Genomic DNA, 12,438 nt, shown 5'->3' with positions numbered 1-12,438 from the left:
TCATGTGAGTAAGCTTAATATGCAAATTTTAACAGGTAAATGCATATTAAAAACATCCACTTTTACAAAATAAAATTATTGACTAATGAAAAAACAGCTTGTATAATAAAAGTATGAAATGCAAGCGTTTTCACAAAGTAATTTATACAATAATTACATTACAAAAAACATAATATTGGGGGGAATACCTATGAATAAGCATTTTAAAGTATTTATGTCAATTCTAACAGTTGTTGCATTATCATTGGCTTTCGTTGGCTGTGGTAATAAAGCAAATAACAAAAATGGTAATAACGAGCAAAGCAAAAGTGATACTAAAGGACCAGTTGAATTAACAATTTGGTCACACTTTACAGAAGAAGAAGTTGCAGATTTAGATAAGATGGCTCAAGTGTGGGCTGAAGAAACTGGAAATAAGGTTAAAGTAATATATGACAAAGGAGAATTCCAAAATTATCTTCAAGCAGCAAATAGTGCAAAAGGTCCTGATGCTTACATTGGTTTTCCACATGATAACCTAGGAACGTTAAACCAAGCTAAATTACTAGCTGAAGTTCCAGAAGGAATAATTACTGATGATTTCCAACAATCAGCATTAGATGCTGTAATGTTTGATAATAAAGAGTATGCAGTTCCAATGGGAATGGAATCTATAGCTTTATACTATAATAAAGATTTAGTTGAAAAAGTTCCAGAAACTATGGAAGAGTTAATAAAATTAGGTCAAGAAAAAGGATTTATGTTTGATGCAAATAACTTATATTTCAACTTTCCAATAATTGCTGGAAACGGTGGATATGTTTTCGGTAAAGATGATAATGGAAACTTAACTGCAAATGATATTGGATTAGGAGAAAAAGCAATTCCAGGATATCAAATGTTACATGATTTCGTTCATAAGTATGAGTTAATGCCTAAAGATATTAGTGCTGATATCGCTAAAGGTAAATTCACAAACGGTGAAATTGCTTTCTATGTAAGTGGTGCATGGGATAGAGCAGGATTTGAAGAGGCTGGAGTGAACTTTGGTGTTGCTCCAATGCCAAAAATCAATGGAAAAGTTGCTCCTACTTTCTTAGGTGTTCAAGTAGCATTTGTTAATTCAAAGAGCGATAAGCAAGACGTAGCATGGGAGTTTACAAAGTATTTAAGTGAAAAATCTCACTTCACTAGATTACCTGTTAGAAAATCACATTTAGATAATGATGACATTAAAAATGATGAAATTATGGCAGGGTTTGCTAAGCAAGCTACTTATGGAATTCCAATGCCGAACATTCCAGAAATGCAAAGTGTTTGGGGTCAGAATGAATCTTTCAAAATGTTAACTAGCGGAGAAATTTCTCCAGAAGATTTTGCTAAGCAAGTAGAATCAGATATTAAAGAAGCAATTGAAATACAAAACGCAGAGTAGTAATACGGGGGGGCTAGTGTTACCCCCTCTTTTTTTAGCAATCATATGAAAAATCCAAAGGAGGAGACCTATGGAAATTAAAGCAAAAAATAAAAAAAGGTCTTTAAGAGAGAACTTAAGACCTTATGGGTATCTATCACCCGCATTAATATCAATTTCGTTATTATCCTTACTCCCAATATTATATACTATTTATATAGCTTTTACAAATTATTCTATAAAACATTTAGATGATTATACTTTCGTAGGGTTCAAAAACTTTGTAAATATTCTTGCAGGCCCATTATCAAAAGTATTTTTACCAGTATTTATCTGGACATTTATTTATGCAATAATATCAGTATTTGGAACGTATTTTATTGGTTTGTTATTTGCTATTATATTAAATAACCCAGATATGAAAGAAAGTAATATATATAAAGCGTTTTTAGTAATTCCATGGGCCTTACCAGCAACAATAGCTATTCTTTCTTGGAAGGGATTACTCCATGAAACTTATGGAGGTATAAATATATTACTTCAAAACATAGGAATTATTTCAGAACCTATTCCATGGATGAGTGATGTGTTTTGGGCTAGAACTGGTTTGATCATAGTAAATCTTTGGTTAGGGTTTCCATATATGATGAATGTTTGTCTTGGAGCATTATCTGCAATACCAAAGACATACTATGAAGCAGCTGATATAGATGGAGCTAATTGGTGGACTAAGTTTAGAAAAATAACTTTACCTTCAATAATGTCTTCAACATTACCTCTTTTAATTTCATCTTTTGCATTTAACTTTAATAACTTCATGAATGCATTCTTAATTACTGGTGGTGGACCAAGAGTTCCAGGAGGATCACAGTTTGCAGGAGGTACAGATATACTTATAAGTGCAGCGTACAAATTGGCAATGAATAATAATTTATTCAACATTGCATCTGCTTTAAGTGTACTTATTTTCATTGTAATTGGTACATTGAGTTTAATAAACATGAAGATGTCAGGTGCATTTAAGGAGGTAGACTAATGAGTGCTAATACTAATTCAATAAAATATGTTAGAAAGATGAAAAAACATGAAAAGTTATCTCTGTGGGCTGGTAGAGTATTTATTTGGTTTGCTATAGTGGCTGTATTATTCCCTGTGTTTTGGATTGTGTCGGCATCATTTAGAACAGGAGATGCTTTTTTCTCTTCAGATCTTATTCCAAAAGAAATAACATTTAATAACTATATAGCTGTATTTAAAGAAACAGGTTTCTTAACATGGATGAAAAATAGCTTAATTATTTCTATTTCTGTTGCGGTTCTGCAACTAATAATGTCAGTTACTTCAGCATATGCTTTCTCAAGATTAAGATTCACAGGTAGAAAGTACGGTTTAATGTCATTATTAATACTACAGATGTTTCCACCTATGATGACAATAGCTGCCATATATGGGGTTTTATATAAATATGATATGATTGATAATAAGTTTGCTTTAATCCTTATACTTTGTGGAGGTAGTGCATATAATATTTGGTTATTGAAAGGATTTATTGATGGAATACCAAAGGCACTTGACGAAGCTGCTATGGTTGATGGTGCATCCCATTGGCAAATATTCACTAGGATTATAATGCCTTTGAGTAGATCAATGCTAGCAGTAATATTCTTGTTTAGCTTTATTGGTATATACAGTGAGTTTGTAATTTCAAGTGTAGCATTAAAAAGCCCTGAAAATTACACATTGGCTATAGGATTAAATACATTTATTAAGAATGAATTTTCTGCCAAGTGGACACAATTTGCTGCAGCGGCAATTATGGGAGCATTACCAGTTGTTGGGCTGTTTGTAGCATTACAGAAATATATTTCAAAAGGATTGGTTGCAGGAGCTGTTAAAGGTTAATAGACATTTAAGGCACATTCAAATAAATAACTAGTCAGTATGCTAGTCTATTTATTTGAATGTGCCTAATAATAATCTAGAAGAGGAAGGGAATATTCTGATGAACATAAATAAACATGCTATATATCATATTGCGGATGTACCATATGCTTATGGTGTAGAGAAAGATGTATTAAAAGTGAGAATAAGAGTAGCTCATGATGAAATTGATAAATGCGAAGTGTTTTTCAAAGATAGATATAATGGAGAAGATGAGTATCAAGTTAAAGAAATAGAAAAAAGATTTGTTACAGATATGTTTGATTATTTTGAGGGTGAGATTAAACTTCCTAGTAGAAAATTTAAGTATAATTTCAAACTTACAGGTTGTAATAGAGAAGTTCTCTATTTCAGTGAAAGAGGATCAGCTAAAGAATTAAATAAAGAGGGAGGATTCCAATTCCCTTATATATGTAATGCGGATATGTATAAATCACCTGATTGGCTAAAAGAGGGTGTTGTATATCAAATATTCCCTGATAGATTCTGTAATGGAGATAAAAACAATGATCCGGAAAATGTTCTTCCATGGGGAGAGCCTGTTACTACTCAAACAATGTTTGGGGGAGATATTCAAGGAGTAATAAATAAAATTGATTATCTTGATGATTTAGGGGTAGATATTATTTACTTCACACCTGTATTTGAATCTACAACAAATCACAAATATAATACGAGAGATTATTACAAAATCGATCCTCAATTTGGAACAGTTGAAACGGTTAAAGAACTAGTGAAAAGATGTCATGAAAAAAATATAAAAGTTTTATTTGATGCAGTTTTTAATCATTCAGGAAGAGATTTTTTCGCATTTGAAGATGTAATTAAAAATGGTGAGAAATCAAAGTATAAAGATTGGTTCTTTATTCATAATTTCCCTGTTGATATTGAAAAAATAAATTATGATACGTTTGCAGATAATGTTTCGGAAATGCCAAAGTTAAACACTGAGAATCCAGAAGCTGTAGAATACTTGCTTGATGTTGCTGAGTATTGGATAAAAGAAGTAGGTATAGACGGATGGAGATTAGATGTTTGTAATGAAGTAGATCATAAATTCTGGAGAGAATTTAACAAAAGAGTAAAGAAGACTAATCCAGAGGCTATTATCATTGGAGAAATAATGCATGAATCATCTCAATGGTTAAGAGGAGATCAAATGGATGGAATAATGCAATATCCATTTAGAGAATTAGTTATGGACTTCTTTGCTAAAAGACAAATATCTTCTCAGGAATTTATTAGAGGTTTAGTTCAAAATAGAGTATTGTATATGGACCAAATTAATAGAAATCAGTTTAACTTACTTGATAGTCATGATACTGAAAGATATTTGACTACTTGTAAAGAGGATATTAATAGATTAAAGCATACAATGGTATTCCAATATTCCTACATAGGTGTCCCATATATTTACTATGGTGGCGAAGTTGGAATGGTTGGAGAAGGAGACCCAGATTGTAGAAGATGTATGATATGGGAAGAAGAGAAACAAAATAAAGAAGTATTAGACCTTTATAAGAAGCTAAATAGAATTAGAAAAGATAATAAGGTTCTTGTTTATGGTGAATTTGAATGCTTATATGCTGATGATAATGTACTGATTACAAGGATGTATGATGATAAGGATAGTGTAGTTACTATACTTAATAATAATGAAGAGAAAAAATCTATCCAATGTAATAAGTTAAATGGAAAGTATTTTGATATGTTGACTGAAAAAGAAATTCAATTTGATGGAACGATTGAGTTAGATAGTAATGAAATGTTTATGATTAAATAGTTTTAAGCACCCTTAAATGTACTGAACCCCAAAAGTTGGACATAAGTATATATAATTAAGCAGCAATGGAATGATTTCTGTATTGTACAGGGGTCATTCCTTTTAATTTACTCGAAATCCTTTCGGTATTATAGTATTGAATATATTCATCGAGGCCTCTAATAAAGTCATCAATAGTATCAAACGATTCTAAATAATAAAATTCAGACTTTAAATGACTAAAGAAGTTTTCAGCTAATGAATTATCTAAACAATTCCCTTTTCTAGACATGCTTTGTATAATATTTGAGTTTTCTAATATTCCTCTGTACTTTTTGTGTTGATAATGCCACCCTTGATCGGAATGTATAATTAGACCGTCTAGGTCTGTGTTTTTAATAGCCTTATTAAGCATATCAGTAACCAACTTTAAATTTGGTGTGGTGCTTATGGTGTAGCTCAGAACACTCTTCGAGTGTAAATCAATTAGTGGAGATAAATAGATTTTTTTATTATCTATTTTAAATTCTGTTATATCAGTAACCCATTTTTCATTTACTCTTGTTGTTGAGAAATCTCGTTTTAGAACATTTGATGCTATTTTCCCAACTTGGCCTTTATATGATTTATACTTTTTAACTCTAATTTTGCTTGCAATTCCGAGTTCCCTCATTAACTTTAGAACCGTTTTATGATTTATAACCATACCATATTGAAGCTTAAGTGTTAAAGTGATTCTACGATACCCATATCTTCCTTTATGTTTATTATAAACCCCTAAGATTATTTCTTTTACAGATTCATATTTTGATGGCTGATCTAGGCAATTTTTAATGTAATGATACGTTGATTTTGATAGATTAGCAATATCTAATAATGGTTGTAACTTGAATTTTTTTTCACGCCTTAATTCAGTAATTGCAACTACTTTTTCTTTCTTTGTTTCTTTTCCCGCTTCTGAACCAAGGCATGTAACTTTTTTAAATAGGCATTTTCCATTCTTAAGCGCTGTACTTCAGCTAATAAATCTTCACTTTGATTAACATCTTTCATAATGGCATTTTCACGCTTACGACCACGATTATCTTTAGATAATCCAATTTCACCTTGTTCTAATAAAATACGTTCCCAGTTGTTAACTAGTGTAGATGAAATGTTATATTTTTTTTGTACTGAAATTTTACCTTCTTTCTTATAAAAATCTATAATATTTAACTTTTCTTCAACAGTATATTTTTTAACGGTTTTTCTTTTAAAACCTTCTATCCCATAAGTATCATATAAATGTTCCCATTTGTAAATTGCGGTGTTTGATATATTATATTTCTTTACCGTTTCAGCCTTACCGTTTTCTTTAAAGTATTTAACTACTTCTAATTTAAATTCCATTGTATATTTTGCCATAATAAAAGCACCCCTTTGTAATATTGTAACATTTTTTTGTCAATGTCCAATAAACGGGGTGCAGTTCAAAAGGGGTGCTTTTTTAGTTTCTTTAAAATTGGAAAATATTTTTAAGAAATAATCAAATGCAATTAGGTTTATAACAATAGGTGGCACGGTTGTGTAAATTGTACCAATTATATTTGCTGTGAATAAAAAAGGACGGCTTTTTAGGTTTGAGGCCGGACAGGCTGTAGCCCCTACACATTGAAAAAAATAGTGACATATATCTCTTTTTTAAGAAAATGTTGAAAAAATGGATTGTTGAAAAGGACAACCAGTAAAAATCTATTGATAGTTAAATTCTAAACATAGCTCTCTTTTTTAAGAAGATGTTGAAATAGCTAGACTCGGTAGAGTACAAGCTGGCAAATGATTAAGTTTGGTAAAATTCAAAGATTTTTTGTTGTGGAATGATTATAAAAATAAGGAATGGTCATAATTATAAATGGATACGAAAATATGTTTGTGCAAATAACTGTTCTATATGAATAAGTATTTTGTATAAATGGGAGGTATGTAAGTAATTATGACTTATTTTTTCAGTAGAAATAGAAACCAAGATTCAAATGATCAAAAAAAAGTTGATATCAAGGATGGAGTTAAAGACAAATTTAAAGAAAACTTTAAAGAAAACCTTAAAGAAAATCTTAAAGATGATTATAAGGATGACTTCTTGGATAAATTTGAGAAAAATGTATTAGACTCTAACCTAAGCGACGAGATAAAATCAAATCTAATGAAAATGGTCAATATAAGCAGAAGTAGGGAGAGAAAGAAGTTCGAAGAAAACCAAATGAAAGCTGAGGAGCGAGCTAGGAGAGAGGAGAAGAGGATTAGCAGGCTGAAAATTCTTGAGAGAATAATTAAGGTGGTTGACATAGAGAACGTTCAGGGTAAAGAGGAAGAAATAATAGATAGTATAAGAGGGCGCAGATTCATGGAGGGTGGGGTATGTCCGCATTGTGGATATAAGAAGATCTGGAAGTATGGTAAATACCAAGGAAAGCAGAGATATAAATGCAAGAGCGAAGAGTGTGGAAAGACATTCAGTGACAGAACCTTATCGCCTATGTATTGTAGTAAGAAGGGAATAGATAAATGGATTGAATATATGAAGTGTATGGTGAGAGGGCTATCATTAAGTGATTGTAGCCGCATAGTAGGGATAAATATTGCCACTGCCTTTTATTGGCGCCATAAGATAATGGATGGCTTGAGAGAAAACATGGGAACGGGTTGTGTGGGAGGGATAGTTGAGATGGGGCATATGGTTGTAGTTGAAAGTATAAAAGGTAATAGGAATAAGAAGGGGGAGCGTGGGATATTTAACAGAGGAAGAAGATGTGGCTTTAAGAATAAATATACACTAATTTTCAATGAGGATAAAGCTAAGATTAACTATGTAGTATGTGCTGTGGATAGGAGAAACAATATCATAGTTGAGGCATGTAATAACAAACGAGTGGATAAGCGTGTGTTAGAAACAATATTCTGTGAGAATATATCAGTCGGGACTATTTTGTGTACAGAAGGAAATAGGCATTATCATCAATTTGCACAGGAGATGGAGTTGGTATTAGGAAGGAGCTGTACTGGTGATGATAATGAGGAATATCATGTTGGTAATCTTATGGGGATGAAAAGAGAGTTAAACAATTGGCTAAATAGTTTTAAGGGAGTATCTAGTAAATATCTGACTAATTATTTGTATTGGTATAGATGGCTGAAGGAGAAGAAGGTTTATGATGGAGAGTCAGAGGAGTGTAACGATAATAATCATAGTGCGGCTGAGTGTTTGTTTTTAGAGAGCCACACTAAGTATACTGGTATGATTATAAAGGATTTCAAAGACAGGAAGCCTATTTATGTAACTGCAGCTTAGGAGATAAGGGTGTGCAAGTAGTAGTGTAATAATAGTGTATCTAAACAATATGATAATTAGGTTTGTCCATTGATATAGAAATTAAGTTAAATATTTTTCAACAGTATCTTAAAAAAGAGAGATATGTTACAAATTTATTTGCCTTTTTATGAGCAAAATCTTCTGAATGGCGAAATGCAAAATTGAACTGCAAATAAGAAAATCACCAAACAAGCGAAGTTTGACATGTTGACGCCTAAGCTCCACTATTAGTGAAAGTTAAGAGCGTACGTAGTTCGTGCTTTTTTTATAAGTGATATTAAATGAGAGAAAATCTCATTTAGTTATTGACAATGGATTGACCTACATATATAATGTCAATATAAGTCGAAAAAGGAGGAATGGATATGAAAATAATAATTACGTCAATGAAAAATTATAAAATTAAATCTATTTCTCTATGTTGTTGCTGTACCTGTCAAAATTTAATAGACAAGTATAGCTAAATTTAGTGCGTAAAAACATATGTTTATACGGGATACCTAAATTAGGTATCCCTTTTTTATTTTTAAATTTAGGAGGTATTTTATGAAAAAGAGAGGTTTAGTTTTATTAATGGCAGTACTATTGGTATTAGGAGTTGCTTCATGTGGCAAAAAAAACAGTGAAGTAGCAAAGAAAGAGGATAGCAAAAAAATCGTAATTGGTATGAGTGGTGGGTATAAACCTTATACATTCTTAAATGAAGTTGATGAATTACAAGGTTTTGATGTTGATGTATGGAAAGAAATTGGTTCAAGACTTGACTATGGAATAGAATTCAAAAGAGCTGATTTTAGTGGGCTATTTGGAATGTTGGACAATGAACAATTAAACACAATTGCAAACCAGATTACTGTTACAAAAGAAAGAGAAGAAAAATATATTTTTACGGATGCTTATGTGTATTATGGTGCTCAATTACTATCACATAAAGATGATGATTCCATAAAATTATTAGAAGATTTGAAAGGGAAAAAAGTAGGTGTTAGTTTAGGATCAAATTATGAAAATATTATTAGAAAATTAGATAAGAATAGTGAAATCGAAATAGTAACATATGATGGAGCAGGATTATATCATGATTTATCATTAGGAAGAATTGATGCTGTATTAATGGATAAGCTCTCAGGATTAACTGTAATAGAAGAAACAGACTTGAATATCAAATTAGCTGGTGAACCAATTCAGGAGCTGATAAACGCCTTTCCTTTCGTTAAAGACAGTGATAATGAAAAACTTGTGGAAGAGATTAATAAAGTAATGAAAGAAATGAAGAACGATGGAACTTTAACTGAAATATCTCTTAAGTGGTTCCCAATTGATATTACCAAAAAGTAGGTGGGAAAATGAGTTTTGATATAAATTATTTTGTAAAGAGAATTTTGGTTATAGGTAGGTATTTACCTACTACTTTGAGTATAGCGGTATTCGCTATGCTCTTTGGAATAATGATAGGTATGGTTTTAGCAATAATAAAAAGTGAAGTTAAAAGTAGATATGTTAATTTAATAATTGATACTTATATATCTTTTTTTAGAGGTACTCCTTTAATGGTTCAATTGTTTATCTTTTATTTTGGATTACCACAACTATTTGAATCATTTTCAAATGTTGGAGCCTATGAAATGTCAATTGTAGTTATGAGTTTAAATGCTGGAGCATATATGTCTGTAATAATTAGATCTGCTATGAATTCAGTTCATAAAAATCAGATGGAGGCAGCACAATCTCTTGGAATGGGGAGAATTAAAGCAATGGTAAGAATAATTATTCCTCAATCTGCGAGAATTGCTGTTCCGCCATTGAGTAACACTTTTATAAGTTTGATTCAAGGAACATCAATAACTTTTATTTTAGGTGTAAAAGATATAATGGCATCAGCAAAAGTTGGTGCATCAGCTAGTTATAAGTTTTTCGAGAATTTTTTAGCTGTAGGCTTAATATACTGGGGAATTACAATATTAATATCTTATGTTACGAAGATGATTGAGACACGAATGGATAAATCCTATTAAGGGGGGACTTTATGATTAAGATAAGGAATATACAAAAGAGTTTTGGAGATATAGAAGTTCTTAAGAATATTGGATTAGATGTAGAAGAAGGGGAAGTTGTTTCAATAATTGGTTCATCTGGATCAGGAAAGTCAACTTTTTTAAGATGCATTAATTATCTGGAAAAAGCAGATGGAGGATCAATAGAAATAGATAACAGTAGAGTTGGATTTAATAGAGCTGATAAAAAAGAAATCAGTTTTTTAAGAAATAATACAGCCATGGTATTTCAAAGTTTTGCCCTTTTCAATAACAAGACGGCTGAAGAGAATATAATGGAAGGTTTAAGATCTGTTAAAAAGATAAATAAAGAACTTGCAAAGGAAAAAGCTATAGAACTTCTAGAAAAAGTTAACCTTAAAGATAGAAGTAGCCATTATCCAAGTCAATTATCAGGTGGACAACAACAGAGAGTTGGTATTGCAAGAGCGATAGCCATGGAACCTAAATTGCTTTTGCTGGATGAACCTACTTCAGCTTTGGATCCTGAGTTGGTGGGTGAAGTATTAAACTTGATAAGGGAAATTGCAGCTGAAAATAGGACTATGTTGATTGTTACACATGAGATTGAATTTGCATTAAAAATATCAGATAGAATTATTTTCATGAAAGATGGAAAAATTGAATATTCAGGGACACCAACAGAGATTATGTTTAGTAAAAATGAAAGTTTGAATAAATTTTTAAAGACATTTAAAGAAAGATTATAATAAAATAAAAAAAAATTAGACACACAGGAAATTGTTAATTTGGAAACTTTTCTGTGTGTTTTTTATAATACAGAAAAGAGATATCATTTTATATAGAAGGCATTTATAGTAGAAAAATTTTATTATATTTGATAATATTTGAAATAATCTGAAGATAGAGAAGCTAATATTTATGGACTTTAATTTATTGTCGAAATGTGATAAAATTACATGGTTAGATTAGGAGGAGGATGAGGTATGAGTGTAAATTCAAAAGACTATGCCTTAGTTTTTGGTGCGTCGGTTGTTGATATATTTGGATTTTCAGGGGATAGTTACAGACAGTTTAACTCAACACCTGGAAGAGTTAAGATATCGTTTGGAGGAGTTTGTCGTAATATAGCTGAAAACATGGCTAGAATAGGTGTGAATACAAAACTTATTTCAATTTTAGGTAATGATGAAATCGGTAGAAGTATGTTAGATCATTCCAAAGTTATCGGATACGATATGAGTGAATCTCTAATATTAGAAAAGGGTGGAACTCCTACATATATGGCTATTTTAAATGAAAATGGAGAAATGGTATCTGGAATAGCAGATATGAAGAGTATTGGTGAGATGGATATGAAATTCATATTATCTAAGTCAGAACTAATAGAAAATGCTGAGTATACTTTTTTAGATGCAGATGATCCTAATAATCTTGAGTTTATACTAACTCAGTTTGAGGGAAAAACTAAATTTATTTTGGATCCAGTATCAGCAGCAAAAGCTGAAAAAATAAAACATTTAATTAAGTATTTTCATACGATTAAACCTAATAGGCATGAAGCAGAAGTCTTAGTAGGTTTTAAAATTAATGATGTTGAAGATTTAGAAAGAGCGTGTGATTATTTCTTAGATTTAGGAGTTGAAAATGTTTTCATCAGTTTAGATGAAGATGGGATATTTTTCTCAAATAGAGATAAGAGAGGACAAATTAAAGCTAAAAATGTTCTGGTTAGAAATGTAACGGGAGCTGGAGATTCATTTGTGGCTGGATTGGGTTATTCTTATATGAATAATTTAGCCATTGAAGAAGCGGTTAAATTTTCTATGGGGATGTCAATTATAACAATATCTCACGTGGAGACAATACATCCAAAAATGTCTTATGATTATGTGTTGGATAAATTAAAAGAAATTAGTTGGGAAGAAGCGGTAAGGGTAGTTTAATTAGCATATATTGCTTATAATGTATTAAACTC

Annotated in this window: 10 protein-coding genes and 1 pseudogene; 9 read left to right on the top strand and 2 right to left on the bottom strand. The window is 31.0% G+C overall.

Annotated elements, in window-relative coordinates:
- Positions 1-190 precede the first annotated feature (190 nt).
- The 4 genes from KDK92_RS00270 to KDK92_RS00255 all read left to right on the top strand — a co-directional run bounded on the left by KDK92_RS00270 (position 191) and on the right by KDK92_RS00255 (position 5,117).
- Complete coding sequence (locus tag KDK92_RS00270; RefSeq protein ID WP_250856925.1) at positions 191-1,414, top strand: sugar ABC transporter substrate-binding protein; 1,224 nt, start codon at positions 191-193, stop codon at positions 1,412-1,414.
- Between the two features lie 70 nt (positions 1,415-1,484).
- Positions 1,485-2,429 (top strand): carbohydrate ABC transporter permease, encoded by a 945-nt coding sequence (locus KDK92_RS00265; RefSeq protein ID WP_250856924.1) that lies wholly within the window; start codon positions 1,485-1,487, stop codon positions 2,427-2,429.
- Positions 2,429-3,295, top strand: coding sequence for a sugar ABC transporter permease (locus tag KDK92_RS00260; RefSeq protein ID WP_250856923.1), 867 nt, complete (start codon positions 2,429-2,431; stop codon positions 3,293-3,295). The genes KDK92_RS00265 and KDK92_RS00260 overlap by 1 nt, the downstream gene beginning before the upstream one ends.
- Positions 3,296-3,395: 100 nt before the next feature.
- Complete coding sequence (locus KDK92_RS00255; protein ID WP_250856922.1) at positions 3,396-5,117, top strand: glycoside hydrolase family 13 protein; 1,722 nt, start codon at positions 3,396-3,398, stop codon at positions 5,115-5,117.
- 55 nt (positions 5,118-5,172) lie between these two features.
- On the opposite strand, the pseudogene KDK92_RS00250 reads toward KDK92_RS00255, so the two are convergent.
- Together KDK92_RS00250 and KDK92_RS00245 are read right to left on the bottom strand one after the other, a co-directional pair.
- Positions 5,173-6,027: pseudogene (locus KDK92_RS00250) on the bottom strand (IS3 family transposase); the annotation flags it as partial.
- Positions 6,021-6,485 carry a helix-turn-helix domain-containing protein gene (locus KDK92_RS00245; RefSeq protein WP_250858598.1) on the bottom strand — a complete coding sequence of 155 codons (465 nt, stop codon included), beginning with the start codon at positions 6,483-6,485 and terminating at the stop codon, positions 6,021-6,023. The gene KDK92_RS00245 and the pseudogene KDK92_RS00250, both read right to left, overlap by 7 nt.
- A gap of 583 nt (positions 6,486-7,068) precedes the next feature.
- Here KDK92_RS00245 and KDK92_RS00240 point away from each other — a divergent pair.
- From KDK92_RS00240 to KDK92_RS00220, 5 genes are all read left to right on the top strand, one after another.
- Positions 7,069-8,424, top strand: coding sequence for an IS1595 family transposase (locus KDK92_RS00240; RefSeq protein WP_250856921.1), 1,356 nt, complete (start codon positions 7,069-7,071; stop codon positions 8,422-8,424).
- A gap of 567 nt (positions 8,425-8,991) precedes the next feature.
- On the top strand, positions 8,992-9,783 hold the full coding sequence (locus tag KDK92_RS00235; protein ID WP_250856920.1) for an amino acid ABC transporter substrate-binding protein: 792 nt from the start codon (positions 8,992-8,994) through the stop codon (positions 9,781-9,783).
- A gap of 8 nt (positions 9,784-9,791) precedes the next feature.
- A complete protein-coding gene (locus KDK92_RS00230; protein ID WP_250856919.1) occupies positions 9,792-10,460 on the top strand; it encodes an amino acid ABC transporter permease in 669 nt (222 codons plus the stop codon).
- Between the two features lie 11 nt (positions 10,461-10,471).
- Entirely contained in the window at positions 10,472-11,209 is a 738-nt protein-coding gene (locus KDK92_RS00225; RefSeq protein WP_250856918.1) for an amino acid ABC transporter ATP-binding protein, read from the top strand.
- 237 nt (positions 11,210-11,446) lie between these two features.
- Complete coding sequence (locus KDK92_RS00220) at positions 11,447-12,406, top strand: carbohydrate kinase family protein (RefSeq protein WP_250856917.1); 960 nt, start codon at positions 11,447-11,449, stop codon at positions 12,404-12,406.
- Positions 12,407-12,438 lie beyond the last annotated feature (32 nt).

Origin of the sequence: Oceanirhabdus seepicola (genome assembly GCF_023684385.1) — a bacterium.
GTDB lineage: Bacteria > Bacillota > Clostridia > Clostridiales > Clostridiaceae > Oceanirhabdus > Oceanirhabdus seepicola.
This window is presented reverse-complemented; position numbering and strand designations above follow the sequence as displayed.